Here is a 25,952-nt window from a genome sequence, read left to right as displayed (position 1 = left end):
TCCCAAAAATAGCACCAGTGGGCTCGGGATACCAACTGGGATACCAAAACGCCTGGAACTCTAAAAGCTTCTGTGGAAGCCAATGGCGGTGAAAGCCCCGTATTTACTGGGTTTCAGGCACAAAAAAAGACGTCCGTGGACGTCTTTAGATGATGAAGTGGTGGAGCCGGGGGGATTTGAACCCCCGTCCGCCAGTACTCCGCTGTCGGTACTACATGCGTAGCCGTTTCTATTAAGTTAACCCTCAGCGACCCGAAGGGCAGGGTGCTTTGGGCGAGTTGTGTAAGTTTTAGCCGCTTCGTCCACAACGTACTGCACGGCGATTCTGTTCTATATGACAATCACTTTGGGTTTACAGACATCCCCTGGTGATTGCTGGACCCGAAGGTACCAGAAGCTCAGGGCTAAGGCTGCTTACGCAGCGAGAGCGAATTCCTGGCCGTAGTTTTCGTCATTGGCAACTATAAGAAGTTGCAACAGTGGATTTACGAGTTCTGTTACCAACTCGGCATGCACCTAAAGTTTCGCGACCGGCGTCGAATCCTAAACGGCCCCGTGCTTGTAACTCGTTGTTTCTTAGTGAGTGACAAGCCTGTGCAGTGTACGCCAAAACGTCAGCGAAGGCCAACCCGAAGGTTGGCCCTCTCGCTTACTGGCCGCCTTTCTCGCTGTTCTGCAGGTCTTGCAGGGCCTTGGAGGTGATTTCGATGCACTTCTTCTCATCACCTGCGGCGTGGGCGGCCTTGGCCTGGGAGACGGCGGTGTCTATTTCGCCACTTTTACCGCTGGTGTCGGTGGCGAGCAGGGCTTTGCCGTTGTTGATTTTGTCCAGGTTGATCTGGCACAGGTCTTTGTCACTGGCGGCGAAAGCAGGGGAGGCGAGCATCGCAGCGGTCATGAACAAGCCAGCAAGAGCGGAACGCTTCATAGGGTGTCTCCTTGCGCAAAAGGGCTCGACGCTGCTGGCGTGCAACCGCTGCCAGCGACATCACTGATGGGCCTCGTTTGTCGAGGCCTATGCAGATGACTGCGCCGGTGCGTCAGGGTTCGGTTTTTTTGCCGGGCCAGTGGGCGCGGGCGCGGGTGACGCGGTCTACCAGGTAGACCAGGCCGTGGTAGTCGATGCCGCCATGCTGGCTCAGGCCGATCTCGCAGGTGCGGCTGGTGGAGATGCCTTCGCTGCAATATTGCACGGCGTCCTTGAGGGAGCGCAGGGAGTGGGCGTTGAGCTCCGGCGTGGTGAAGCCTTTGTCGCCGGCAAAGCCGCAGCAATGAATGCCTTCGGGGATCACCACGGTTTTTGCGCAGCGTCGCGCCAGTTCGATCAGTGCCTGGCTCTCGCCCAGGTGTTGGGTGCTGCAGGTGACGTGTACAGCGATGGGCGCTTCCTGGGGTGTGAAGTCGAGGCGGTCCATCAGGTGGGTGCGGATAAAGCGCACCGGGTCGTAGAGGTCTAGGCGCGTTTCTCCCAACTCTTGCACCAGGCGCAGGGTGCAGGGGCTGGTGTCGCAGTAGATCGGGTCGAGGCCGCCGCGGCTGGCGTGGAGCAGGGCGCCGATCAGTTCCTGGCGCTTGTGTTCGGCCTGCTCGGCGTAGCCTTTGGACGCGAAGGGTTGGCCGCAGCAGAGGCTGTCCTGGTTGTCGGGGAAGACTACCTGGTAGCCGGCTTTTTTCAGCAGTTGGCGGGTTTTGTCGTACAGCGACATTTGCTCTTTATCGCCGGCTGCCGGGCCCATGGCGCGGGAGACGCAGGCGGCCAGGTAAACCACGCGCGGGCGAGCGTCCGTCACTGCGGGGCTGAAGCGGATGGCTTTTTCGGGCTGTGGCATGGCGTTGGTCCACTGCGGTATTTGCCCTTTGGACAGCTTGGTCAGCGTGCTCGAGAGCCTAGTCAGCCGTGGAGCACCCAGCAGCATGCGTGCGCCATTGGCGACGTGCAGGGTAAAGCGCGCACCTTGCAGCGCGGTGGCGAAATGGCTGGCGAGCCAGTCGGCGGTTTTCGTACGGTCGGCTTCGCGGCTGCGCAGCTTTTTCACCAGGTCGCCGGTATTGATGCCTACAGGGCAACGTTGCGCGCATAAGCCAGTAGCGGCGCAGGTGTCGATGCCCTGGTAGTGGTAGGCCGCTTCCAGTTCGGTGGTGTCCACGCCTGCGCGTTTTTTCGCCTGGATATCGCGCCAGATCACGATGCGCTGGCGCGGGCTCAGGGTCAGGCCTTTTGACGGGCACACCGGCTCGCAGAACCCGCACTCGATGCACTTATCCACAAGCTCATCGGCGGCGGGCAGGGGCTTGAGGTGTTTGAGGTGGATCTGCGGGTCTTCGCTGAGTACCACGTCGGGGTTGAGGATGCCGTTAGGGTCGAGCAGGCGCTTGAGTTGCCACATCAGTTGATAGGCGTCGCTGCCCCATTCCAGTTCAACGAACGGCGCCATATTGCGGCCGGTGCCGTGTTCAGCCTTCAGCGAACCACCGAACTCCACGGCCACCAGTTGCGCGACGTCGTCCATGAACGCTTGATAGCGTGCGACTTCTTCGCTGCTGTTGAAGCCTTGAGTGAACACAAAGTGCAGATTGCCTTCCAGGGCATGTCCGAAAAGGATGGCTTCGTCGTAGTGATGTTTGTCGAACAGTGCGATCAAGCGGTTCACGCCAATCGCCAGTTGTTCGACCGGGAAGGTCACGTCTTCGATGATCACGGTGGTGCCGGTTTTGCGTACGGCGCCTACGGCGGGGAAGGTGTCTTTGCGGATTGCCCACAGGCGGGCGTTTTCCAATGGGTCTTCGGTGAAGTCGACTTGTTTCTCCACGGGAAACGCCGCCAGGGACGCCATGATGCGCGTCAGTTGTTCGTGCAGCAGTGATGACGAAGCGGCGCGGGATTCGATCAGCAGTGCGCAGGCGTTTTCCGATAGGTGCTGTACGAAAGCAGGCATGCCTGGTTTGTCCTGCACCGAGCGCATGCTGCGTCGGTCCAGCAGTTCAACGGCGGAGACTGGCTGGGTTTTCAGCACGGTGACTGCGTTGCAGCAGGTTTCGACATCCGGGAAGACGATCAGCGCCGAGGCTTTGTTGGGGTGATCGATCACGGTGTCGTAGGTGACCGCACTGATAAACCCCAGGGTGCCCTCGGAGCCGACCAGCAGGTGGCTGAGGATATCCAGCGGGTCATCGAAATCCACCAAGGCATTGAGTGACAGGCCGGTGGTGTTCTTCAGTCGGTATTTGTGGCGGATCTTTGCCGCCAGCTCAGTATTTGCCCGTGTTTCGCGACCCAGCAGGGCCAGGCGTTCAAGCAGTGCACTATGTGACTGGCGGAAGGCTTGCACGCTGGCGGCATCTTCGGTGTCCAGGCGGCTGCCATCGGCCAGCACCAGACGGATGCCCGCCAGGGTGTGGTAGGTGTTTTGCGCCGTGCCGCAGCACATGCCACTGGCGTTGTTGGCGACGATACCGCCGATCTTGCAAGCATTGATGGACGCAGGGTCCGGGCCGATCTTGCGCCCGAACGGTGCGAGCCAGGCGTTGGCCTGGGCGCCGATCACACCCGGTTGCAGGCGTATCTGGGTGCCTTGCCCGCGAATTTCGCGGTGGTTCCAGTTATCACCCAGCACGATCAGCACCGAGTCGCTGATGGCCTGGCCCGAGAGGCTGGTGCCTGCGGCACGGAAGGTCACCGGCACGCGGTCGCGCTGGGCCAGTTGCAGCAGGGTTACCACTTCGTCTTCTGACTCCACACGGATCACCAGCTGTGGGATCAGTCGGTAGAAGCTGGCGTCGGTGCCGAAGGCGAGGGTGGAAAGTGGATCGTCGAAGCGACGATCTTGCGGGATCAGTTGTGCGACGTCGCTCAGGAAAGCAGCAGGCAGGCTCATCGGTCCTCCAGAAATAGCAGACGCCGGAAGGGTGCCCCGGCGTCGATTCTTACCCTATTACGTGCAGGTCTCAGTGCACCAGCATACCGGTGAACCAGTACGCCTGCGCCAAGGTGATCAGCCCGACGATGGTGGCAAAAAACAGGCTGTGCTTGAGGGTAAAGCGGAACAGGTCGGATTCCTTGCCCACCAGGCCGGTGGCGGCGCAGGCCACGGCGATTGATTGCGGCGAGATCATTTTGCCGGTCACGCCACCGCTGGTGTTCGCGGCTACCAGCAGGGTGTCGTTGACGCCGATCTGGTGCGCGGTAGTGGCTTGCAGTGAGCTGAACAGGGCGTTGGATGAGGTATCGGAGCCTGTCAGGAAAACTCCCAGCCAGCCAAGGAATGGAGAGAAGAACGGGAAGGCAGCACCGGTGCCAGCCAGAACCAGGGCCATGGTCGAGGACATACCGGAGTAGTTGGTGACGAAGGCGAATGCCAGCACCATGCCGATGGACAGGATCGGCCAGCGCAGCTCAAAGAAGGTTTCTTTTAAAGTGGTAAGACCAGTTTTGACGTCGATTTTCAACACCAGCATGGAGACCAGTGCCGAGAAGAAGATTGCAGTGCCGGTGGCAGATATCGGGTCCAGCTTGAAGACGGCCGGGATGGCGGTGGGGTTGGTCACGATGGGCGCGACTTTAACCACCAGTTGATCCAGGTGCGGGATCGCGAAATTGAACACCCAGCCGTACATCGAGCCGCCCGCGGCGAACAGGGCCTTGAAGGGTTTGAGAGTCCAGATGGTCACCAGTACGGTGAGGATCAGGAACGGCGACCATGCCTTGAAAATTTGCCCCAGGCTGTAGGGCGAAACCACGGTGTTGCGTGGCAAGCCGAAGCCGCCGGCGCTGGAAGTGACCGCTACGCTGGAGGTGGCGCCGGCAATTTGTGCGCCTGCGGTGCGCTTGGGTTGCCAGACTTTCAGGAACAGCGTCAGGGCAATCAGGCTGGCGAGTGCCGAGGTGATGTCCGGCAGCTCTGGGCCAATGAAGTTCGAGGTGAAATATTGGGTGACGGCAAAGCTCAAGCCCGCCACCGAGGCTGCCGGCCAGGTTTCGCGAACGCCGCGCAGGCCGTCCATCATGAACACCAGCCAGAACGGCACGAACAACGACAGCAGCGGCAGTTGGCGGCCGGTCATGGCGCCAATCTTGAACGCATCAATACCGGTGACCTGGCCTGCGACAATGATCGGAATGCCTAATGCGCCGAAGGCCACAGGCGCGGTATTGGCGATCAGGCACAGGCCGGCGGCGTACAGCGGGTTGAAACCCAGGCCTACCAGCAGCGCGGCGGTGATCGCCACGGGCGCGCCAAAACCGGCCGCACCTTCCAGGAAGGCACCAAAGCAAAAACCGATCAGCAACACCTGCAAGCGCTGGTCGTCGGTGATCGACAAAACGGAGCTGCGGATGATTTCGAACTGGCCGCTCTTGACCGTCAATTTGTACAGGAATACAGCCGCGACGATGATCCAGGCGATGGGCCACAGGCCGTAGGCAAAACCATAACCGGCCGCAGCCAGTGCCATGTCTACGGGCATCTGGAAGGCGAAAATGGCGACCAGGATCGACAGGGCCAGGGTGATGCTGCCGGCCACATGGCCTTTGAGGCGGAACACGGCCAGCGCCAGGAAGAAGAATACGATAGGAATGACGGCGGCCAGTGCGGACAGGCCGAGGCTGCCGAGTGGGCTGTAAAGCTGTTGCCAGGTTTGCATATGGGGTGGCCCCTGATTGTTGTTGTTTGGTGAGCTTGGGTAATTGGTAATACCAATTTACAATCGCTGTGGGCTAGATTAAGAGCCAGGGCAGGGGTGTGTCAATTTGCCGCCTGCGAAACTTTGGTCGTAGGTCGGGAGGCGGGGTGTTCTGATCGGCGAAATTGAAGGCGTTCTGATAGGTGCTGCCGGCACGTCGATAGGCCAGAATAGGGGCCCCGGCGAGTGGTCGGGATGGTGGAGAGTGAGTTATGGGGTTTGATCAGGTGCGTCAGCGCCGTTTGTCTGACGATATTGTCGAGCAGCTTGAGGGGATGATTCTCGAGGGCACGCTGAAGTCGGGCGAGCGCTTGCCGGCCGAGCGCGCGTTAGCCGAGCGCTTTGGTGTGTCGCGCCCGTCGTTGCGTGAGGCGATTCAGAAACTGGCGGCCAAGGGGTTGCTGGTCAGCCGCCAGGGAGGTGGCAACTATGTGGTGGACTCCCTGGGTTCGACCTTCAGCGATCCGCTGTTGCACTTGTTGGAAAGCAATCCCGAAGCGCAGCGCGATCTGCTGGAGTTTCGCCAGACCCTTGAGGCTTCGTGTGCTTATTACGCGGCGTTACGCGCCACGGAAGTCGACCGTGAACGGCTGACCGCAGCGTTTGAAGCGTTGCAGGATTGCTATGCGCGCGCCGACGAAGTGAGCCGAGTGGAGGAGGGTGCTGCGGATGCAAGGTTTCACTTGGCGATTGCCGAAGCCAGTCATAACGCCGTGTTGCTGCACACCATTCGCGGGCTGTTCGACCTGCTCAAGCGTAACGTGGTGACGAATATTGGTGGCATGTACCAGCAGCGTACCGAGACCCGCGACATGCTGATCAATCAGCATCGGGACTTGTACCTGGCCATCATCGAGGGGCGGGCCGAGCAGGCGCGCGAAGTCTCGACACGGCATCTGCTGTATGTGCAGGAGGTGTTGGAGGAGGTGCGTCAGGAGGTTCAACGCGTGGCTCGGGCGGAGCGACGCAAAGGGATGTAGCCCGCGTGGGCTACACCGTCACAAGGATTATTCTTCCTTGCCCTTGTTGCGCACGGCGCGATGCAGCTCGCGATTGGAATCGCGCTCGCGTTCGGTGTCGCGCTTGTCGTATTCCTTCTTGCCCTTGCCCAATGCGATCTCGCATTTGACCAGGTGCTTGCTCCAGTACCAGGACAAGCAGACACACGCGTAGCCTTTTTGCTGCACGGCTGCGGCGAGTTTTTCGAGCTCGCGGGCATTGAGCAACAACTTGCGCGTACGCACCGGGTCGGCAATCACGTGGGTGCTCGCGGTGGTCAGCGGAGTGATATGACTGCCAAGCAGCCATGCCTCGCCATCCTTGAGCAGCACATAACTGTCGACCAGCTGCAGTTTGCTGGCACGCAGACTTTTTACTTCCCAGCCGGCCAGGACCAGACCAGCCTCGAACCGATGTTCGATGAAGTAATCGTGTCGCGCTTTTTTATTTTGCGCGATGGTCCCTGTGGGGTGTTTCTTTTGTTTAGCCATAGGGGCGGCATTATAGGGAGTTGCGAGCGTGTCGGCTACGGTCAACCTGTGTGCTTGAGCGAGTTGGACGAATCCCGGACAATGCGGGCAGTTCTTTGGTTTTTTTCTCTCGCGGATTGGGCTGTTCTTTCGCGATGTTTGCCTTAAGCAGTGGAAGTAACGCTCACATGACGACGCATATTCAACGTTCGGCCCTGTTGCCCTACCCGGCGCAGGCGCTCTATGACCTGGTCAACGACGTGGCGCGTTACCCGGAGTTTCTGCCTTGGTGCTCGACGGCCGAGGTTCTGGAGAGCAGTGACGAGCACATGGTTGCCAGCGTGGGGGTGGCCAAAGGCGGCCTCAGCCAGCATTTTGTGACGCGTAATGTGCTGGTGCCGGGCCAGTCCATCGAAATGAACCTGCAGGAAGGGCCGTTCACCCAGTTGCACGGTGTGTGGGTGTTCAAGGCGCTGACGGACAAGGCCTGCAAGATCAGCCTGGATCTTTCGTTTGATTATGCCGGGCCGATTGTTCGTGCGACGTTGGGGCCTTTGTTCAATCAGGCAGCCAATACCCTGGTGGACGCGTTCTGTCAGCGCGCCAAGCAACTGCATGGTTGAGATTGAGGTGGTGTTCGCCGCTGAGGATCGCCAGGTGTTGCTGGGGGTAAAGGTGGCTGAAGGCACTAGTTTGCGCGAGGCGGTGCGGGCGTCGGGAATAGCGGCGCATTTTCCTGACGTTGATCTGGCTGATTGCCCGCTGGGTATATTTGGCAAGGTTGTCGTGGATGCCGGGGCGCGTTGCGTACAAGCAGGCGACCGTATTGAGATCTACCGGCCTTTGCTGGCCGACCCTAAAGAGGTGCGCAGGCTACGCGCGGCCAAGGCGGCATTGGCCAGGCAAGCGAATTCTTGAACTTGCCAAATGGCAGCCTAGCTATCTGGAGCGCCGCGATCCAACTGTGGGAGCTGGCTTGCCTGCGATGACGCCCTGATAGCCGGCGCATATCTACCTGATACCCGCGATCCAAATGTGGAAGGGGCGGTCCCGATAACGGGTATGTTCTCGATCTGATCCAGGATCCTGGTTGACTGTCAGATCGCTTTCGCAGGCAAGCCAGCTCCCACAGGTTCAGCGTCGCACCAAGGTTATGTAGAGATGCCTATGTAAATGGCAGGCAACAAAAAGCCCGGCATGCCGGGCTTTTTATCGAGCGCAAAATTATTGCGGGCTGGTGTCCAGAGGCTCAGGCGTCGGGACGGGCACGGTTTCCACGTTGTCGATGTCTTTCTGGATGGTGTCCAGCAACGAACCTGGCTTGGCCGGTACCTCGGATTTTGGTTTTTCAGCTTCCTGCGCAGGTGCGGTCACGTTGGTGCCGCTGTCCTTGCCCAGCAAGGCTTCATCGCGGCTTACGCCGGGCATGAAGTCACCGGACAGGCTCACGAGCTGGTCATTGCCATTGAAGATGACACTGACGCGCTCCTGCTGGCGTTCACCGCCACCAGGCTGCAGGCTGTAGAGATAATCCCAGCGATCGGCATGGAAAGTGTCGGTCAGCAGGGGATTACCCATGATAAACCGTACTTGCCGTCGGGTCATTCCCGGGCGTAACTGGTCTATCATGTCCTGCGTGACGACATTGCCCTGCTGGATGTCGATTTTGTAAACCCCGGGGAATGAACAACCGGCGAGTGCGAGCAGTCCCACAAAGGTGAAACTGGTTAGCAAGAGCTTGGTGTTTTGCATCGGTGGGCGACTTCCACTATCTTGGCTGGGACAACGTAAACGCCGATCATACCCGTATTAAGAGAAGCTGCGAAGCAGCATCCGCGAGAAAGCTAACCATGGTTGAAAATAGCGAACTACGCAAAGCCGGTCTCAAAGTGACTCTGCCACGAGTCAAGATTCTACAAATGCTCGATTCTGCTGAGCAGCGCCACATGAGTGCCGAAGATGTTTACAAGGCGCTGATGGAGTCTAACGAGGACGTCGGCCTGGCCACGGTCTACCGTGTACTGACCCAGTTTGAAGCCGCAGGGCTGGTGGTTCGTCATAATTTCGACGGCGGTCATGCGGTGTTTGAATTGGCTGACGGTGGTCACCATGACCACATGGTTGATCTGGATACCAATGAGGTTATCGAGTTCACCAGCCCTGAAATCGAAGCGCTGCAGCACAAGATTGCTGAAGAGCATGGGTTCGATTTGGTCGACCATAATCTCGTGTTGTACATCCGTAAGAAAAAGTAAAAATCGACGCAGTTTTGCTTTGCGAAACGATTGAAGGCGACCCTCGGGTCGCCTTCGTGCTTTCTATAGAGTGGAAAATATCGCTTCAGGCCTTCGCGGCCACCACCATTTTTTTCGCGTGAGCCAAGGACTCCTTGGTCAAGTCGATACCGCCGAGCATCCGCGCCACTTCCTCCACCCGTTCCGACTTGTTCAGCTTGGAGACGGCGGTGTGTGTCGCGTCACTGCCGCGCACCTTATGCACAAACAGGTGCTGATGCCCTTGGGCTGCCACTTGCGGCAAGTGGGTCACCGTAAGCACCTGGCCGCGATCCCCCAGGCGACGCAGCAATTGGCCAACAATTTCTGCGGTCGGCCCGCCAATGCCCACATCCACCTCATCGAATACCAGGGTGGGTACCCGTGAGGTCTGGGCGGTAATCACTTGGATCGCCAGGCTGATCCGCGAGAGTTCGCCGCCGGAGGCCACTTTGGCCAGGGCCTTGAGCGGTTGGCCGGGGTTGGCACTCACCAGCAGTTCGACGTGCTCCAGCCCATGGGGCTGCAATTCTTGACTGGCGTTGGGATGCAGCTCGATGGTGAAGCGCCCGCCTGGCATGCCCAGGCGTTGGATTTCCAGCTCAACGGCGCTTGCCAGGCTAGTAGCTGCCTGCTGGCGCAGAGCGCTCAGCTCCCGGGCTTTTTCCTGATAATGACGGGCAAACGAAGCGAGCTCTTCGCCCAGTCGTTCGATAGATTCGTCGTTCGCGTTGAGTGTTTCGATTTCATCCAGCAGTTTCTGCTGCATGGTTGCGACTTCTGTCGGCTGGATTCGATGCTTGCGAGCCAGTGTATAAATAGTGTCCAGGCGTTCTTCTATTTCCTGCAGGCGAGCTGGGTCGGCGTCGAAATGGTCCAGGAAACGATTGAGTTCGCCCACGGCCTCTTCAACCTGGATCTGCGCGCTGGTCAACAGGGTGGTCGCTTCGCTCAGTGAGCCGGAAGCATTGTTCACGCTGGACAGGCGGTTGAGGCTGGCGGTCAGTGCATTAAGGACATTGCCGGAGTCGCTCTCACTACATTGCTCGACGACCTGGCGGCAGATACCCAGCAGGGTCTCGGCGTTGGTCAGGTTCTTGTGTTCCTGCTCAAGTTGCTCCAGCTCTGTCTCACCCAGGCCCAGACTCTCGAGCTCTTCCAGTTGATAGCTGAGCAACTGGTGGCGGGCGCGTTGTTCGTCGCCGGAGTTGGAGAGGCGTTCCAGTTCCTGGCGTGTCTGGCGCCAGCGTTGGGCGGCCAGTTGAACTTGCCGGGAAAGATCGGTGGCGCCGGCGTACTCATCGAGCAGGCGACGGTGGGTATCGGTTTTCAACAGGGATTGGTGTTCGTGCTGACTGTGGATATCGATCAGCAATTCGCCCAGGGCTTTCAAGTCGCCCAGAGGGCAAGGCGTGCCGTTGATATAGCCGCGCGAGCGCCCCTCGGCGGTGATCACCCGGCGCAGAATGCAGGGGCCTTCATTATTAAGGTCGCGCTCGGCCAGCCATGCCTCGGCTTCGGGGATGTCCGCCAGGTCGAAGGTGGCCAGGATGTCGGCCTTGTCGGAGCCAGGGCGTACCACGCCACTGTCGGCGCGGTCGCCAAGCGTCAGGCCGAGGGCGTCGAGCATGATCGACTTGCCGGCGCCGGTTTCGCCTGTGATTACGCTCATCCCGCGATCCAGTTCAAGATCCAGATGTTCAACGATGGCGTAGTTATGTACAGACAGGTGCACGAGCATGACGGCCGCTCCCAGGCTTTAGGTCTGGTTATTTATACAGTGTTTTGTTCAGGCCTGACAATCCTGGCACTTAGCTCGATTTGCTTGAGTCGTTAATTTTTTTAGCGCGATGTGGAATGAGCGTGAAGGAAATGATCCAGGTCAATCGAAAGACTTTTGGTAACGCCTGCGCCCTTGAACCTGAAAATTGTGGCCCCATATACCGGAGCAGAAGCGCGAGTTGAGTTCGCGCATGATTTTGAAAGGAGAAATCTATGGCTGACGAACAGACGCAGGATACGCAAACTCCAGACGCCAATTCGGCTGCCGGTGATGAACTGGCGACACGTGTGCAAGTGCTCGAAGAGCAATTGGCCGCTGCGCAGGATCAATCGTTGCGTGTTGCCGCCGATCTGCAGAACGTCCGCCGCCGTGCCGAGCAGGATGTAGAGAAGGCTCACAAGTTCGCGCTGGAAAAATTCGCCGGTGACCTGCTGCCGATCATCGACAGCCTGGAGCGTGGTCTTGAGTTGTCCAACCCGGACGATGAAAACATCCGCCCAATGCGCGAAGGCATCGAGCTGACCCTGAAAATGTTCCAGGACACCCTGAAGCGTTATCAGTTGGAAGCTATCGATCCGCAAGCCGGCGAGCCGTTCAATGCTGAACATCACCAAGCCATGGCCATGCAGGAAAGCCATGAGCTGGAACCTAATAGCGTGATCAAGGTGTTCCAGAAGGGTTACCAGCTCAACGGTCGCCTGATGCGTCCGGCAATGGTGGTGGTGAGCAAGGCTCCTGCACCCGTTGCACCTTCTATTGATGAGCAGGCTTGAAATTCGCCGCAAGGCCCCCATTTATAAGTCAAGCGTTTAAGTGCTACCGCAGTTAGCCAAAACTGCTGCGGCAACCAAATTCAAGTTTCGGGAGAGTAAATCATGGGCAAAATTATCGGTATCGACCTGGGGACCACCAACTCCTGCGTCTCCGTGCTGGAAAACGGCGTTGCAAAAGTTATTGAAAACGCCGAAGGCGCACGTACCACTCCGTCGATCATCGCTTACGCCAACGACGGTGAAATCCTCGTCGGTCAATCGGCCAAGCGTCAGGCGGTGACCAACCCGCACAACACCCTGTACGCGGTAAAGCGTCTGATTGGTCGTAAGTTCGACGAAGAAGTCGTACAGAAAGACATCAAGATGGTGCCTTACAAAATCGCCAAGGCCGACAACGGTGACGCCTGGGTTGAAGTGAACGGCCAGAAAATGTCGCCGCCGCAAATCTCGGCTGAAATCTTGAAAAAGATGAAAAAGACCGCCGAAGACTACCTCGGTGAAGCGGTGACTGAAGCGGTGATCACCGTTCCGGCCTACTTCAACGACAGCCAGCGCCAGGCTACCAAAGACGCCGGCCGCATCGCGGGCCTGGATGTAAAACGTATCATCAACGAACCAACCGCAGCCGCGCTGGCTTACGGTATGGACAAGGCCAAGGGCGACCACACCGTGATCGTTTACGACCTGGGTGGCGGTACGTTCGACGTCTCCGTGATCGAGATCGCAGAAGTTGACGGCGAGCACCAGTTCGAAGTGTTGGCCACCAACGGTGACACCTTCCTGGGTGGTGAAGACTTTGACATTCGTCTGATCGACTACCTCGTTGACGAATTCAAGAAAGAAAGCGGCATGAACCTCAAGGGTGACCCGCTGGCCATGCAGCGCCTGAAAGAAGCCGCTGAAAAAGCCAAGATCGAGCTGTCTTCCGCTCAGTCGACTGACGTGAACCTGCCGTACATCACTGCAGACGCTACCGGTCCTAAGCACTTGAACGTGAAGATCTCGCGTTCCAAGCTCGAAGCATTGGTTGAAGACCTGGTTCAGCGCACCATCGAACCTTGCCGCATCGCGCTGAAAGACTCCGGTATCGACGTTGGCTCGATCAACGACGTGATCCTGGTAGGCGGTCAGACCCGTATGCCACTGGTTCAGAAGCTGGTTACCGAGTTCTTCGGCAAAGAAGCCCGTAAAGACGTGAACCCGGACGAAGCCGTTGCCATGGGTGCTGCCATCCAGGGTGCCGTACTGGCCGGTGATGTGAAAGACGTGCTGCTGCTGGACGTAAGCCCGCTGACCCTGGGTATCGAAACCATGGGTGGCGTGATGACTGCGCTGATCGAGAAAAACACCACGATTCCTACCAAGAAATCCCAGGTGTTCTCGACTGCCGATGACAACCAGGGCGCCGTGACTATCCACGTGCTGCAGGGCGAGCGTAAGCAAGCCGCACAGAACAAGTCCCTGGGCAAGTTCGACCTGGCTGAGATTCCACCAGCACCACGTGGCGTGCCACAAATCGAAGTGACCTTCGACATCGACGCCAACGGCATCCTGCACGTCGGCGCGAAAGACAAGGCCACCGGCAAAGAGCAGAAGATCACCATCAAGGCCAACTCCGGCCTGTCTGATGAAGAAATTCAACAGATGATCCGTGATGCTGAAACCAATGCTGAAGCCGACAAGAAGTTCGAAGAGTTGGCAGGCGCCCGTAACCAGGGTGACGCGCTGGTTCACTCGACGCGCAAAATGATCGCTGATGCTGGCGACAAAGTGACAGACGAAGAGAAAACCGCAATCGAAGCGGCAGTGGTTGCCCTGGAAGCCGCCATTAAAGGCGACGACAAGGCTGCCATCGAAGCCAAGGTTGAGGAGCTGTCGAAAGTCTCCGCGCCAGTTGCTCAGAAAATGTACGCCGAGCAAGGCCAGCCGGCTGACGGCGCTGCGCAACAAGCAGAGCCTGAAGCCAAGCACGACGATGTTGTCGATGCTGAGTTCGAAGAAGTTAAAGACAACAAGTAAGTTGTCGCCCGGTTGACCGCGCACAAGCGGTGACTGGTAGGATGTCGCCGCGCGGGAGCTTGCTCCCGCGTTGGCGTGTCTGGGGTATGCGAATTTTTACAGCATGCGACAACGCTCGGATGCTGGCGGTGTGAACGGGAATGCTCCTGCTTTCCGAATGACAGTCACCGCGTTTTTGGCCGGCTCCCTGGCTGAAAACAGTAATGACCAGGATCGTTGAATTGACGTGAGTTGGGTCCGGGCCTGTATTGGGGCTCAACGAGTTTGGCAGGGTTCAGGAGGGCCAGGTCGAACGTCCTTAAGAGTGCAAAGACTTATGGCAAAGCGTGACTATTACGAAGTATTGGGTGTGGAGCGTGGCGCCAGCGAGGCGGAGCTGAAAAAAGCCTACCGTCGCCTGGCGATGAAGCACCACCCGGACCGTAATCCGGATAACAAAGAATCCGAAGAGATGTTCAAAGAGGCCAACGAGGCCTACGAATGCCTGTGTGATCCCAATAAGCGTGCGGCCTACGACCAGTATGGCCATGCTGGCGTCGACCCGAGCATGGGCGGCGGCGGTGCCGGTTTTGGTGGCCAGAACTTCTCCGATATTTTCGGCGACGTATTCAGCGACTTCTTCGGCGGCGGCCGTGGCGGTCAGCGTGGCGGCCCTCAGCGCGGCAGCGACCTGCGTTACACCCTGGAGCTGAACCTGGAAGAAGCCGTGCGCGGCACCAGTGTCAATATCCGTGTGCCGACGCTGGTCAACTGCAAGCCGTGCGACGGCTCGGGTGCGAAGAAAGGCTCCTCGCCGATCACGTGCCCGACCTGCGGCGGTATCGGGCAGGTACGCATGCAGCAGGGCTTCTTCTCGGTGCAGCAAACCTGCCCGCGTTGCCATGGCCAGGGCAAGATCATTTCCGATCCGTGCGACTCCTGCCACGGCGAAGGCCGCGTCGAAGAGTACAAGACGCTGTCGGTGAAAGTGCCGGCGGGTGTGGATACCGGTGATCGTATTCGACTGTCGGGCGAAGGCGAGGCGGGTGCCCAGGGTGGCCCTACGGGCGACCTGTACGTGGTGATCAATGTGCGCGAGCACTCGATCTTCCAGCGTGACGGCAAGCACTTGTTCTGCGAAGTGCCAATAAGCTTTGTTGATGCGGCCCTGGGTGGCGAGCTGGAGATTCCGACGCTGGATGGTCGGGTCAAACTCAAGATTCCCGAAGGGACTCAAACCGGCAAGCAGTTCCGCATTCGTGGCAAAGGCGTTGCGCCCGTGCGTGGTGGCGGTGCTGGCGACCTGATGTGCCGTGTGGCGGTGGAAACCCCGGTGAACCTGAATCGTCGTCAGCGTGAACTGCTGGAAGAGTTCCGCAGCTCGTTGGAAGGCGATGACTCCCACTCGCCGAAGACTACGGGCTTCTTCGACGGTGTAAAACGCTTCTTCGGCGACCTGTAAGGATCTGAATATGCGACGTATAGCCGTAATGGGCGCTGCCGGGCGCATGGGCAAGACGCTGGTCGAGGCGGTGCAGCAACGCTCGCCGGCCTCCGGGCTGACGGCGGCGATTGTTCGCCCAGGCAGTACGTTGATCGGCGCGGACGCAGGTGAGTTGGCCTCATTGGGCCGCATCGGTGTTTCGTTGTCTGGCAACCTTGAGCAGGTGGCTGACGAGTTCGACGTGCTGATCGACTTCACCCTGCCGGAAGTGATGCTGAAAAATCTGGCCTTCTGCCGTAAGGCGGGCAAGGCTATGGTGATCGGTACCACCGGTTTGAGCGCCGAGCAGAAACAGTTGCTGGTGGAGGCGGGCAAGGATATTCCGATCGTCTTCGCTGCCAATTTCAGCGTGGGCGTAAACCTGTCGCTGAAATTGCTGGACCTGGCGGCGCGCGTGCTGGGTGATGAGGCTGATATCGAGATTATCGAGACTCATCACCGTCACAAGATCGACGCCCCGTCGGGCACTGCGTTGCGCATGGGTGAAGCTATTGCCGATGCGCTGGGCCGCGATTTGTCGAAAGTGGCGGTATACGGGCGTGAAGGCCACACAGGGGAGCGCGCACGCGACACCATCGGTTTTGCAACCGTGCGCGGTGGTGATGTGGTTGGCGATCACACCGTGCTGTTCGCCACCGAAGGCGAGCGCCTGGAGATCACGCACAAAGCCTCCAGCCGCATGACTTTCGCCAAGGGCGCGGTGCGTGCTGCGCTTTGGTTGGACGGCCGCGAGCCGGGCCTGTACGACATGCGTGACGTGCTGGATTTGCACTAACCAGTAGCTAAAACGGGGGCTCAGGATTATCCTGTGGCCCCGTTTTTACCCGCTAGGCGACGTCCTGTCGCATTCCCCTGCCTTTAAGGCTCATTAGCGGTGGACCAAAAAAGCCTTTTTCTGTAAGCTACAGCTTTAGTGTGTCCACTAAAAGCGCGCAGAATAATTCAGTGAAGAAGCGGGGTGACGTGTCCATACGTCACTCCGCTTTTTTACAACCTGCGATCGCCCTTTCAGGCTTTATTTACGGGAGGTCTTCTTGACTAAGCCAGCCATACTCGCCCTTGCTGATGGCAGCATTTTTCGCGGCGAAGCCATTGGAGCCGACGGTCAGACCGTTGGAGAGGTGGTGTTTAACACTGCCATGACCGGCTATCAGGAAATCCTTACCGATCCTTCCTACGCCCAACAGATCGTTACCCTGACCTATCCGCACATCGGCAACACCGGCACTACGCCGGAAGATGTCGAGTCTGATCGTGTCTGGTCGGCGGGCCTGGTGATTCGTGACCTGCCACTGGTTGCGAGCAACTGGCGTAACACGATGTCGCTGTCCGATTACCTGAAAGCCAACAACGTTGTGGCGATCGCCGGTATCGATACGCGCCGCCTCACGCGCATCCTGCGTGAAAAAGGCTCGCAGAACGGCTGCATCATGGTCGGTGACAATATCTCCGAAGAGGCGGCGATTGCCGCGGCGCAAGGTTTCCCTGGCCTGAAGGGCATGGACCTGGCGAAAGTCGTCAGCGTTAAAGAGAAGTACGAGTGGCGTTCCACTGTGTGGGATCTGAAGACCGACAGCCACGCGACTATCGAGGCTGCCGATCTGCCTTACCACGTGGTCGCCTATGACTACGGCGTCAAGTACAACATCCTGCGCATGCTGGTCGAGCGCGGTTGCCGTGTGACCGTGGTGCCCGCGCAAACCCCTGCCAGCGATGTGCTCGCGATGCAGCCGGACGGTGTGTTCCTGTCCAACGGCCCGGGTGACCCTGAGCCATGCGACTACGCTATCCAGGCCATCAAGGACGTACTGGAGACCGAGATTCCGGTGTTCGGCATCTGCCTTGGCCACCAGTTGCTGGCTTTGGCCTCCGGCGCCAAGACCCTGAAAATGGGCCACGGCCACCACGGTGCCAACCACCCAGTACAAGACCTGGACACCGGCGTTGTGATGATCACCAGCCAGAACCACGGTTTTGCGGTGGATGAAGCCTCCCTGCCGAGCAACGTGCGCGCCATTCACAAGTCGCTGTTCGACGGTTCCCTGCAAGGCATCGAGCGCACCGACAAGAGCGCGTTCAGCTTCCAGGGCCACCCTGAAGCCAGCCCGGGCCCGAACGACGTAGCGCCGCTGTTCGACCGTTTCATCAATGAGATGGCCAAGCGACGCTGACTGAGTGGCCAGCGGGCGGCCCCGGATTGCGGTGGCCCCCGCAGGCTCTTCAAAGATTGTTCAAGACGGCTTGCCGACTGACCTGCGGATTTGAGTGACAAACCCATGCCAAAACGTACAGACATAAAAAGCATCCTGATTCTCGGCGCTGGCCCGATCGTGATCGGCCAGGCCTGCGAATTCGACTACTCCGGCGCGCAGGCCTGTAAAGCCCTGCGCGAGGAGGGCTACCGCGTCATCCTGGTGAACTCCAACCCGGCCACCATCATGACCGACCCGGCCATGGCCGACGCCACCTACATCGAGCCGATCAAGTGGCAGACCGTTGCCAAGATCATCGAAAAAGAGCGTCCGGACGCGCTGCTGCCAACCATGGGTGGCCAGACCGCTCTGAACTGCGCCTTGGACCTGGAGCGCGAAGGCGTCCTGGAAAAGTTCGGCGTAGAGATGATCGGTGCCAATGCCGACACCATCGACAAGGCTGAAGATCGTTCGCGTTTCGACAAGGCCATGAAGTCCATCGGCCTGGCGTGCCCGCGTTCCGGTATCGCCCACAGCATGGAAGAGGCCAATGCGGTCCTCGAGACCCTGGGCTTCCCGTGCATCATCCGTCCGTCCTTCACCATGGGCGGCACCGGCGGTGGTATTGCTTACAACCGTGAAGAGTTCGAAGAAATCTGCGCGCGTGGCCTGGACCTGTCGCCGACCAAAGAGCTGCTGATCGACGAATCGCTGATCGGCTGGAAAGAATATGAGATGGAGGTTGTCCGCGATAAGAAGGACAACTGCATCATCGTCTGCTCCATCGAAAACTTCGACCCGATGGGCGTGCACACCGGTGACTCGATCACCGTGGCACCAGCACAGACCCTGACCGACAAGGAATACCAGATCCTGCGTAACGCCTCCTTGGCGGTATTGCGCGAGATCGGCGTTGAAACCGGCGGTTCCAACGTCCAGTTCGGCATCTGCCCGGACACCGGCCGCATGGTCGTGATCGAGATGAACCCACGTGTATCGCGTTCTTCGGCGCTGGCCTCGAAAGCGACCGGCTTCCCGATTGCGCGTATCGCTGCCAAGCTGGCTATCGGCTACACCTTGGACGAGCTGCAAAACGAAATCACCGGCGGCGCTATGCCGGCGTCTTTCGAGCCGTCTATCGACTACGTCGTGACCAAGCTGCCGCGCTTTGCCTTCGAAAAATTCGCCAAGGCGGATGCGCGCCTGACCACCCAGATGAAGTCGGTCGGTGAAGTCATGGCCATCGGCCGCACGTTCCAGGAATCCCTGCAGAAAGCGCTGCGCGGCCTGGAAGTCGGTGTTTGCGGCCTGGACGAGAAGCTCGACCTGAGCAACCCGGAAAGCATGAGCATCCTCAAGCGCGAGCTGACCGTGCCGGGCGCCGAGCGTATCTGGTACGTGGCTGACGCCTTCCGTGCCGGCCTGAGCGTCGAAGATATCTTCGGCATGAACATGATCGACCCGTGGTTCCTGGTGCAGATCGAAGATCTGATCAAGGAAGAAGAGAAGGTCAAGACGCTGGGTCTGTCGTCTATCGACCGCGACCTGATGTTCCGCCTCAAGCGCAAAGGCTTCTCCGACCAGCGTCTGGCCAAGCTGCTGGGTGTGACCGAGAAGAACCTGCGTACTCATCGCCACAAGCTGGATATCTTCCCGGTCTACAAGCGCGTTGACACCTGCGCCGCAGAATTCGCCACCGACACGGCCTACATGTACTCCACCTATGAGGAAGAGTGCGAAGCCGCGCCGACGGGCCGCGACAAGATCATCATCCTGGGTGGCGGTCCGAACCGTATCGGCCAGGGCATCGAGTTCGACTACTGCTGCGTACACGCCGCCCTCGCCCTGCGCGAAGACGGGTACGAGACCATCATGGTCAACTGCAACCCGGAAACGGTTTCCACTGACTACGACACGTCCGACCGTCTGTACTTCGAGCCGGTAACGCTGGAAGACGTATTGGAAATCTGCCGGGTCGAGAAGCCTAAAGGCGTGATCGTCCAGTACGGCGGCCAGACCCCGCTGAAACTGGCGCGTGCCCTCGAAGCCGCTGGCGTGCCGATCATCGGTACCAGCCCGGATGCAATCGACCGTGCCGAAGACCGTGAGCGTTTCCAGCAGATGGTTGAGCGCCTGAACCTGCGTCAGCCGCCGAACGCCACCGTGCGCAGCGAAGACGAAGCCATTCGCGCGGCCAGCAAGATCGGCTACCCGCTGGTGGTGCGTCCGTCCTACGTACTGGGCGGCCGGGCGATGGAAATCGTCTACGAAGAAGAAGAACTCAAGCGCTACCTGCGTGATGCGGTGAAAGTCTCCAACGACAGCCCGGTGCTGCTGGACCACTTCCTCAACTGCGCCATCGAAATGGACGTGGACGCGGTCTGCGACGGTACTGACGTCGTGATCGGCGCGATCATGCAGCACATCGAGCAGGCCGGCGTTCACTCCGGTGACTCCGCGTGCTCCCTGCCGCCGTACTCGCTGCCGGCGCATATCCAGGACGAGATGCGCGAACAGGTCAAGAAGATGGCCCTGGAACTGGGTGTGGTCGGCCTGATGAACGTACAGTTGGCGCTGCAAGGCGAAGACATCTACGTCATTGAAGTCAACCCGCGTGCTTCGCGTACCGTACCGTTCGTGTCCAAGTGCATCGGTGTGTCCCTGGCCATGATCGCTGCGCGTGTGATGGCTGGTAAGACCCTGAAGGAAATCGGCTTTACCAAGGAAATCATTCCGAACTTCTACAGTGTGAAAGAGGCGGTGTTCCCGTTCGCCAAATTCCCTGGTGTGGACCCGATCCTGGGCCCAGAGATGAAGTCCACCGGTGAAGTGATGGGTGTGGGCGATACCTTCGGTGAAGCATTCGCCAAGGCCCAGATGGGTGCCAGTGAAGTGCTGCCGACCGGCGGTACTGCGTTTATCAGCGTACGTGATGATGACAAACCACTGGTTGCAGGGGTCGCCCGCGATCTGATCAACTTGGGCTTTGAAGTCGTGGCTACCGCCGGGACCGCCAAGCTGATCGAAGCTGCCGGCCTGAAAGTACGTCGCGTGAACAAGGTGACGGAAGGCCGTCCGCATGTGGTCGACATGATCAAGAATGACGAAGTCACTCTGATCATCAACACCACCGAAGGTCGCCAGTCGATCGCGGACTCCTATTCCATTCGTCGTAATGCCTTGCAGCACAAGATTTACTGCACCACTACCATTGCTGCTGGCGAAGCTATCTGTGAAGCGCTGAAGTTCGGTCCGGAAAAGACCGTGCGTCGCTTGCAGGATCTACACGCAGGATTGAAGGCATGAGCATAACCAAATACCCGATGACCGTTCAGGGCGCGCGCGCCCTGGAAGAGGAGCACGCCCATCTGACCAAGGTCGTACGTCCAAAGCTGAGCCAGGACATCGGTACGGCCCGCGAGCTGGGTGACTTGAAGGAAAACGCCGAATACCACGCTGCTCGCGAGCAGCAGGGTATGGTCGAGGCGCGGATTCGTGACATCGAAGGCCGTATGCAGAATGCGGTGATCATCGATGTCACCACCATCCCGCATACCGGCAAGGTAATTTTCGGCACGACCGTGGAAATCGCCAACGTCGAGACCGACGAAAGCGTGACTTACCAGATCGTGGGTGAGGATGAGGCTGACTTCAAGCAAGGCAAGATCTCTGTCGGCTCGCCGATTGCTCGCGCCCTGATTGCCAAGGAAGAAGGCGACGTGGTTGCCGTGAAAACGCCGAGCGGCGTCATTGAGTACGAGATTGTCGAAGTTCGTCACATCTGAAAGACGGCGCCCGCTGCGTGCGGGCGCCATGCTTTGGCAGCTCTCTCAGATGCTTTGGGTGGGCGGCCTATGGCTGTTACATATTGGTGTATTGCCGGCGTTGGGCCTGATTGGCCTGGCGCCGCTGCTGATCGATGAGATCGACGGATTGCTGAGTGCGCTGCTGGTGGGTTTTGCGGCGACGTGCGTGATGCTTCAGGCGTTGGTGCTGATCAAGGCCGAAGGCCTGAAGAGTTTGTGGCGGGATATCCGCGGGCAACTGCTGTTGATGGCGCTGTATGCATGCGCAATGTTTTGCGTGGTGCATGTGTGGCTGCCGCAAGCGTTGCGCTGGCAGTTATTCAGCTATCTTGTGCTAGGGTTCTCTGGCCTGGTGCTGGTTATGCAACCTGCGCCGGGATGGAGTGGCGGGGCGCGCGAAGCACGCCCTTGACCCTTTTCATCATTTGAAGCGATGAACGTTCGACAGTTGCTTGTTGACGCTGAAGTTCTTGCGATACAGCAGCGCCATCTTGCCGATGACCTGAACCAGGTCCGCTTTGCCGACCTTGCACAGTTCTGCAACGGCGGCCAGGCGCGCTTCGCGATCAAGGATGTTGACCTTGATCTTGATCAGTTCGTGATCGTTCAGTGCGCGCTCGAATTCGGCTAGCACACCCTCAGTCAAACCGTTGTCTGCCACAATCAGAACTGGTTTCAGATGGTGGCCAATGGATTTGTACTGTTTCTTCTGCTCTTGAGTGAGCGGCATAATCTGACCCCTGCGTCTGATCTTGTAAAAAGCGGCGGCCAGTTTACCCGAGCGAGTCCGGGACCGCCCAGTTAATCACGACCCGTTTTATTTTTTCGAGGTGGCCCGTGGCCCGTTCCAAAACCAGCCTTAAGTGGCTACAAGAACATTTCAATGATCCTTACGTCAAAAAGGCGCAAAAGGACGGCTACCGTTCCCGGGCCAGCTACAAGTTGCTGGAGATCCAGGACAAGGACAAATTGATTCGTCCAGGCATGAGCGTTATCGATCTCGGCGCGGCCCCCGGTGGCTGGTCCCAGGTGACCAGTCGTCTGATTGGTGGGCAAGGTCGATTGATCGCTTCGGACATCCTCGAGATGGACAGCATCCCGGACGTGACCTTTGTTCACGGCGATTTCACCGAGGACAAGGTATTGGCCGAGATCCTGGAGGCTGTGGGAAATTCGCAGGTAGACCTTGTGATTTCCGACATGGCCCCCAATATGAGTGGATTACCGGCTGTTGATATGCCGCGTGCCATGTTCCTGTGTGAACTGGCGCTGGATCTGGCAGGTCGGGTGTTGCGTCCGGGTGGCGATTTCCTGGTGAAGGTCTTCCAGGGCGAAGGTTTCGACGAGTACCACAAGAACATTCGCAAGTTGTTCGACAAGGTACAGACACGCAAGCCGGACTCATCCCGTGACCGGTCCAGGGAGCAGTATCTGCTGTGCCGTGGCTTCCGCGGTGTCGAAGGCGCTGCGAGCGAAGAGCGTTTTTGAGAAATTCGAGGAGGGCGATAGGTTTTTTTATATCGCTTTCGTCACGAAGCTTTACGAATATTGCGTAGTCAAAGTTTCACAAAGGGTTACAGACGGCGCCTGCCAGAGTTGTAGGTAATGTAGTAAGTTAGGCCGGTGAATATCATGCGAAGCGCGCGCCAGTAGCGGAGCTTGCTTCAGAGGGTAGTTAATTGAACGATATGGCAAAGAATCTGATCCTGTGGTTGATCATCGCGGCTGTCCTGGTGACGGTGATGAACAACTTCTCCAGCCCTAACGAGCCGCAGACCCTCAACTATTCCGACTTCATCCAGCAAGTTAAGGATGGCAAGGTCGAGCGCGTAGCGGTTGATGGCTACGTGATTACCGGTAAGCGCAACGATGGCGACAGCTTCAAGACCATTCGTCCTGCCATTCAGGACAACGGTCTCATCGGTGACCTGGTGGATAACAAGGTCGTTGTGGAAGGCAAGCAGCCTGAACAGCAAAGCATCTGGACCCAGCTCCTGGTGGCCAGCTTCCCGATCCTGGTGATTATCGCCGTGTTCATGTTCTTCATGCGCCAGATGCAAGGCGGTGCGGGAGGCAAGGGCGGGCCGATGAGCTTCGGCAAAAGCAAGGCGCGCCTGCTCTCCGAAGACCAGGTGAAGACCACCCTGGCTGACGTCGCAGGTTGCGACGAAGCCAAGGAAGAAGTCGGTGAGTTGGTCGAGTTCCTGCGTGATCCGGGCAAGTTCCAGCGCCTGGGTGGCCGTATTCCTCGCGGTGTGCTGATGGTGGGGCCTCCGGGTACCGGTAAAACCTTGCTGGCCAAGGCGATTGCCGGCGAAGCCAAGGTGCCTTTCTTCACGATTTCCGGTTCTGACTTCGTCGAGATGTTTGTCGGCGTCGGCGCCAGCCGTGTTCGCGATATGTTCGAGCAGGCCAAGAAGCACGCGCCATGCATCATCTTCATCGACGAAATCGATGCCGTTGGTCGCCATCGTGGCGCGGGCATGGGGGGTGGTCACGATGAGCGTGAGCAGACCCTCAACCAGTTGCTGGTAGAGATGGATGGTTTCGAGATGAATGACGGCATTATCGTCATCGCCGCAACCAACCGTCCCGACGTTCTCGACCCTGCGTTGCTGCGTCCGGGCCGTTTCGACCGTCAGGTTGTGGTCGGCCTGCCGGACATTCGTGGTCGTGAGCAGATCCTGAAAGTACACATGCGCAAGGTGCCAATGGGTGACGACGTGGCTCCGGCTGTGATCGCCCGTGGTACTCCCGGTTTCTCCGGTGCTGATCTAGCGAACCTGGTCAACGAGGCTTCGCTGTTCGCTGCCCGTACTGGCAAGCGCATCGTTGAGATGAAAGAGTTCGAATTGGCGAAAGACAAGATCATGATGGGCGCCGAGCGCAAATCCATGGTCATGTCCGAGAAAGAGAAGCAGAACACCGCTTATCACGAGGCAGGTCACGCCATTGTAGGTCGCGTTGTGCCTGAGCATGACCCCGTCTACAAAGTGTCGATCATTCCTCGTGGTCGGGCACTGGGTGTGACCATGTTCCTGCCGGAAGAAGATCGCTACAGCCTCTCCAAGCGTGCGCTGATCAGCCAGATCTGCTCGCTTTATGGTGGCCGTATTGCTGAAGAAATGACCCTTGGCTTCGACGGTGTGACCACTGGCGCCTCCAACGACATCATGCGTGCCAGCCAGATTGCGCGAAACATGGTGACCAAGTGGGGCTTGTCGGAAAAACTCGGCCCATTGATGTACGCCGAAGAAGAAGGCGAAGTGTTCCTGGGCCGTGGCGGCGGTGGGCAAAGCGCCAGCTTCTCGGGTGAGACAGCCAAGCTGATCGACTCCGAGGTTCGCAGCATCATTGACCAGTGCTACGGCACGGCCAAGCAGATCCTCACTGACAACCGTGACAAGCTGGACGCCATGGCTGATGCGTTGATGAAGTACGAAACCATCGATGCCGACCAGATCGACGACATCATGTCGGGCCGCACGCCGCGTGAGCCGCGCGACTGGGAAGGTGGTTCGGGTACTTCGGGCACTCCGCCTGTGGTGCAGAATGAGCGCCCTGAAACGCCTATCGGCGGCCCGGCAGCTGATCACTAAGGTTTGAAATGACTTCTGCTTTGTCCTCTACCCGGTTGCCTTGCGGCAACCGGGTTCTTGATTTGGCCCGGACGCATGTCATGGGCATCCTCAATGTAACCCCTGACTCCTTTTCCGATGGTGGCCGCTTCAGTCAGTTGGACGCCGCGTTGCGCCATGCCGAGGCGATGGTGGCTGCCGGTGCGACGCTGATTGATGTGGGTGGGGAATCGACCCGCCCCGGCGCCCGCGTTGTTTCTCCATTGGAGGAGCTGGAGCGGGTGGCGCCGGTAGTTGAGCGTATTGCCCGTGAGCTGGATGTCATCATCTCGGTAGACACCTCCACCCCGGCAGTGATGCGCGAAACCGCGCGGCTGGGAGCTGGGTTGATCAACGACGTGCGCTCGCTTCAGCGCGACGGCGCCCTTGATGCGGCCGCTGCAACCGGCTTGCCTGTCTGCCTCATGCATATGCTGGGTGAGCCCGGCAACATGCAGGACAATCCGCATTACGACGACCTGGTTGGCGAGGTGGGTGGGTTTCTTGCTGAGAGGGTTGCCCAGTGTGTGGTTGTGGGTATTGCGCCCGAACAGATCATCCTCGATCCGGGGTTTGGCTTTGCCAAGACCCTGCAGCACAATCTAAGCCTGTTCAAACACATGGAAGCGCTGCACGCCCTTGGTCGCCCGCTGTTGGTCGGCGTTTCGCGCAAGAGCATGATAGGGCTCGCCTTGAATCGCCCCGTCGGCGAACGCCTGTATGGCGGCCTGGCGCTTGCGGCGCTTGCCGTGACCAAGGGCGCACGTATTTTGCGTGTGCATGATGTCGCCGAAACGGTCGATGTGGTGCGCATGCTCGCTGCTGTAGAATCAGCCGAATAAGAATGATGGAGCACTT

General features: G+C 58.7%; 22 protein-coding genes and 1 other RNA gene. 15 read left to right on the top strand and 8 right to left on the bottom strand.

The genetic code is table 11. The features are described 5' to 3' along the window. Positions 1–158: 158 nt before the first annotated feature. The 4 genes from ssrA to AB4P90_RS24715 all read right to left on the bottom strand — a co-directional run bounded on the left by ssrA (position 159) and on the right by AB4P90_RS24715 (position 5,640). Positions 159–555, bottom strand: a transfer-messenger RNA (tmRNA) gene (ssrA, locus tag AB4P90_RS24730). Between the two features lie 94 nt (positions 556–649). Continuing rightward, positions 650–928 carry a hypothetical protein gene (locus tag AB4P90_RS24725; RefSeq protein WP_003194233.1) on the bottom strand — a complete coding sequence of 93 codons (279 nt, stop codon included), beginning with the start codon at positions 926–928 and terminating at the stop codon, positions 650–652. 112 nt (positions 929–1,040) lie between these two features. Further along, positions 1,041–3,875 carry an FAD-binding and (Fe-S)-binding domain-containing protein gene (locus tag AB4P90_RS24720; protein WP_395605440.1) on the bottom strand — a complete coding sequence of 945 codons (2,835 nt, stop codon included), beginning with the start codon at positions 3,873–3,875 and terminating at the stop codon, positions 1,041–1,043. A 70-nt stretch (positions 3,876–3,945) separates the two neighbouring features. Next, positions 3,946–5,640, bottom strand: a complete 1,695-nt coding sequence (locus AB4P90_RS24715; protein WP_395605439.1) for a lactate permease LctP family transporter — start codon at positions 5,638–5,640, stop codon at positions 3,946–3,948. A gap of 251 nt (positions 5,641–5,891) precedes the next feature. Between AB4P90_RS24715 and AB4P90_RS24710 the strand changes: the two genes are divergently transcribed. Further along, the gene (locus tag AB4P90_RS24710; protein WP_014719963.1) at positions 5,892–6,659 is read left to right on the top strand and encodes an FCD domain-containing protein; all 768 of its coding nucleotides are present in this window, start codon (positions 5,892–5,894) and stop codon (positions 6,657–6,659) included. Positions 6,660–6,686: 27 nt separating this feature from the next. Here the strand turns inward: AB4P90_RS24710 and smpB are convergent, their stop codons facing one another. Further along, positions 6,687–7,169, bottom strand: a complete 483-nt coding sequence (gene smpB / locus AB4P90_RS24705; protein ID WP_014719962.1) for an SsrA-binding protein SmpB — start codon at positions 7,167–7,169, stop codon at positions 6,687–6,689. Positions 7,170–7,336: 167 nt separating this feature from the next. On the opposite strand from smpB, the gene AB4P90_RS24700 reads away from it, so the two are divergent. After that, the gene (locus AB4P90_RS24700; protein WP_003194226.1) at positions 7,337–7,771 is read left to right on the top strand and encodes a type II toxin-antitoxin system RatA family toxin; all 435 of its coding nucleotides are present in this window, start codon (positions 7,337–7,339) and stop codon (positions 7,769–7,771) included. Beyond that, on the top strand, positions 7,764–8,066 hold the full coding sequence (locus AB4P90_RS24695; protein WP_127881943.1) for an RnfH family protein: 303 nt from the start codon (positions 7,764–7,766) through the stop codon (positions 8,064–8,066). Before AB4P90_RS24700 ends, AB4P90_RS24695 begins: the two co-directional genes overlap by 8 nt. A 306-nt stretch (positions 8,067–8,372) precedes the next feature. Here the strand turns inward: AB4P90_RS24695 and AB4P90_RS24690 are convergent, their stop codons facing one another. Then, positions 8,373–8,900, bottom strand: coding sequence for an outer membrane protein assembly factor BamE (locus tag AB4P90_RS24690; protein WP_019817954.1), 528 nt, complete (start codon positions 8,898–8,900; stop codon positions 8,373–8,375). 98 nt (positions 8,901–8,998) lie between these two features. On the opposite strand from AB4P90_RS24690, the gene fur reads away from it, so the two are divergent. After that, positions 8,999–9,403, top strand: coding sequence for a ferric iron uptake transcriptional regulator (gene fur, locus AB4P90_RS24685; RefSeq protein ID WP_003194220.1), 405 nt, complete (start codon positions 8,999–9,001; stop codon positions 9,401–9,403). An 85-nt stretch (positions 9,404–9,488) separates the two neighbouring features. On the opposite strand, the gene recN is transcribed toward fur, so the two are convergent. After that, positions 9,489–11,162: a DNA repair protein RecN gene (gene recN / locus AB4P90_RS24680; protein WP_003194217.1), complete on the bottom strand. Its 1,674-nt coding sequence runs from the start codon at positions 11,160–11,162 to the stop codon at positions 9,489–9,491. A 254-nt stretch (positions 11,163–11,416) separates the two neighbouring features. Between recN and grpE the strand changes: the two genes are divergently transcribed. The 8 genes from grpE to AB4P90_RS24640 all read left to right on the top strand — a co-directional run bounded on the left by grpE (position 11,417) and on the right by AB4P90_RS24640 (position 21,889). Continuing rightward, positions 11,417–11,977, top strand: coding sequence for a nucleotide exchange factor GrpE (gene grpE, locus AB4P90_RS24675; protein WP_395605438.1), 561 nt, complete (start codon positions 11,417–11,419; stop codon positions 11,975–11,977). 102 nt (positions 11,978–12,079) lie between these two features. Further along, positions 12,080–13,996: a molecular chaperone DnaK gene (dnaK, locus tag AB4P90_RS24670; RefSeq protein ID WP_014719959.1), complete on the top strand. Its 1,917-nt coding sequence runs from the start codon at positions 12,080–12,082 to the stop codon at positions 13,994–13,996. 316 nt (positions 13,997–14,312) lie between these two features. Continuing rightward, positions 14,313–15,437, top strand: coding sequence for a molecular chaperone DnaJ (dnaJ, locus tag AB4P90_RS24665; protein WP_014719958.1), 1,125 nt, complete (start codon positions 14,313–14,315; stop codon positions 15,435–15,437). Positions 15,438–15,447: 10 nt separating this feature from the next. Then, positions 15,448–16,254, top strand: coding sequence for a 4-hydroxy-tetrahydrodipicolinate reductase (gene dapB / locus AB4P90_RS24660; protein WP_014719957.1), 807 nt, complete (start codon positions 15,448–15,450; stop codon positions 16,252–16,254). A 259-nt stretch (positions 16,255–16,513) separates the two neighbouring features. Further along, positions 16,514–17,650: a glutamine-hydrolyzing carbamoyl-phosphate synthase small subunit gene (gene carA / locus AB4P90_RS24655; protein ID WP_003194208.1), complete on the top strand. Its 1,137-nt coding sequence runs from the start codon at positions 16,514–16,516 to the stop codon at positions 17,648–17,650. Positions 17,651–17,755: 105 nt separating this feature from the next. Continuing rightward, positions 17,756–20,977 carry a carbamoyl-phosphate synthase large subunit gene (gene carB / locus AB4P90_RS24650; RefSeq protein WP_003194205.1) on the top strand — a complete coding sequence of 1,074 codons (3,222 nt, stop codon included), beginning with the start codon at positions 17,756–17,758 and terminating at the stop codon, positions 20,975–20,977. 2 nt (positions 20,978–20,979) lie between these two features. Continuing rightward, entirely contained in the window at positions 20,980–21,456 is a 477-nt protein-coding gene (gene greA / locus AB4P90_RS24645; protein ID WP_032873232.1) for a transcription elongation factor GreA, read from the top strand. A gap of 28 nt (positions 21,457–21,484) precedes the next feature. After that, a complete protein-coding gene (locus tag AB4P90_RS24640; protein WP_395605437.1) occupies positions 21,485–21,889 on the top strand; it encodes an MFS transporter in 405 nt (134 codons plus the stop codon). 9 nt (positions 21,890–21,898) lie between these two features. On the opposite strand, the gene AB4P90_RS24635 is transcribed toward AB4P90_RS24640, so the two are convergent. Next, the gene (locus AB4P90_RS24635; protein WP_003176146.1) at positions 21,899–22,207 is read right to left on the bottom strand and encodes a YhbY family RNA-binding protein; all 309 of its coding nucleotides are present in this window, start codon (positions 22,205–22,207) and stop codon (positions 21,899–21,901) included. 107 nt (positions 22,208–22,314) lie between these two features. Here AB4P90_RS24635 and rlmE point away from each other — a divergent pair, with 107 nt between their 5' ends. The 3 genes from rlmE to folP all read left to right on the top strand — a co-directional run bounded on the left by rlmE (position 22,315) and on the right by folP (position 25,936). Beyond that, on the top strand, positions 22,315–22,965 hold the full coding sequence (gene rlmE, locus AB4P90_RS24630) for a 23S rRNA (uridine(2552)-2'-O)-methyltransferase RlmE (protein ID WP_014719954.1): 651 nt from the start codon (positions 22,315–22,317) through the stop codon (positions 22,963–22,965). 200 nt (positions 22,966–23,165) lie between these two features. Continuing rightward, a complete protein-coding gene (gene ftsH / locus AB4P90_RS24625) occupies positions 23,166–25,076 on the top strand; it encodes an ATP-dependent zinc metalloprotease FtsH (RefSeq protein WP_019817951.1) in 1,911 nt (636 codons plus the stop codon). Between the two features lie 8 nt (positions 25,077–25,084). Then, positions 25,085–25,936 (top strand): dihydropteroate synthase, encoded by an 852-nt coding sequence (folP, locus tag AB4P90_RS24620; RefSeq protein ID WP_198833217.1) that lies wholly within the window; start codon positions 25,085–25,087, stop codon positions 25,934–25,936. The last annotated feature ends 16 nt before the right edge of the window (positions 25,937–25,952 follow it).

This window comes from Pseudomonas sp. B16120, from assembly GCF_044218845.1.
GTDB classification, from domain to species: domain Bacteria; phylum Pseudomonadota; class Gammaproteobacteria; order Pseudomonadales; family Pseudomonadaceae; genus Aquipseudomonas; species Aquipseudomonas paracarnis.
Note: the sequence above shows the minus strand (reverse complement) of the source record. Positions and strands in the feature narration are given on the sequence as shown.

Coding starts and splice junctions, on each gene's coding strand:
- carB (WP_003194205.1), top strand. CDS start 17,756: ATGCCAAAACGTACAGACATAAAAAGCATCCTGATTCTCGGCGCTGGC.
- grpE (WP_395605438.1), top strand. CDS start 11,417: ATGGCTGACGAACAGACGCAGGATACGCAAACTCCAGACGCCAATTCG.
- dapB (WP_014719957.1), top strand. CDS start 15,448: ATGCGACGTATAGCCGTAATGGGCGCTGCCGGGCGCATGGGCAAGACG.
- ftsH (WP_019817951.1), top strand. CDS start 23,166: ATGGCAAAGAATCTGATCCTGTGGTTGATCATCGCGGCTGTCCTGGTG.
- AB4P90_RS24690 (WP_019817954.1), bottom strand. CDS start 8,900: ATGCAAAACACCAAGCTCTTGCTAACCAGTTTCACCTTTGTGGGACTG.
- AB4P90_RS24720 (WP_395605440.1), bottom strand. CDS start 3,875: ATGAGCCTGCCTGCTGCTTTCCTGAGCGACGTCGCACAACTGATCCCG.
- AB4P90_RS24715 (WP_395605439.1), bottom strand. CDS start 5,640: ATGCAAACCTGGCAACAGCTTTACAGCCCACTCGGCAGCCTCGGCCTG.
- dnaK (WP_014719959.1), top strand. CDS start 12,080: ATGGGCAAAATTATCGGTATCGACCTGGGGACCACCAACTCCTGCGTC.
- dnaJ (WP_014719958.1), top strand. CDS start 14,313: ATGGCAAAGCGTGACTATTACGAAGTATTGGGTGTGGAGCGTGGCGCC.
- AB4P90_RS24725 (WP_003194233.1), bottom strand. CDS start 928: ATGAAGCGTTCCGCTCTTGCTGGCTTGTTCATGACCGCTGCGATGCTC.
- AB4P90_RS24635 (WP_003176146.1), bottom strand. CDS start 22,207: ATGCCGCTCACTCAAGAGCAGAAGAAACAGTACAAATCCATTGGCCAC.
- AB4P90_RS24640 (WP_395605437.1), top strand. CDS start 21,485: ATGCTTTGGCAGCTCTCTCAGATGCTTTGGGTGGGCGGCCTATGGCTG.
- fur (WP_003194220.1), top strand. CDS start 8,999: ATGGTTGAAAATAGCGAACTACGCAAAGCCGGTCTCAAAGTGACTCTG.
- AB4P90_RS24695 (WP_127881943.1), top strand. CDS start 7,764: ATGGTTGAGATTGAGGTGGTGTTCGCCGCTGAGGATCGCCAGGTGTTG.
- smpB (WP_014719962.1), bottom strand. CDS start 7,169: ATGGCTAAACAAAAGAAACACCCCACAGGGACCATCGCGCAAAATAAA.
- AB4P90_RS24710 (WP_014719963.1), top strand. CDS start 5,892: ATGGGGTTTGATCAGGTGCGTCAGCGCCGTTTGTCTGACGATATTGTC.
- recN (WP_003194217.1), bottom strand. CDS start 11,162: ATGCTCGTGCACCTGTCTGTACATAACTACGCCATCGTTGAACATCTG.
- folP (WP_198833217.1), top strand. CDS start 25,085: ATGACTTCTGCTTTGTCCTCTACCCGGTTGCCTTGCGGCAACCGGGTT.
- AB4P90_RS24700 (WP_003194226.1), top strand. CDS start 7,337: ATGACGACGCATATTCAACGTTCGGCCCTGTTGCCCTACCCGGCGCAG.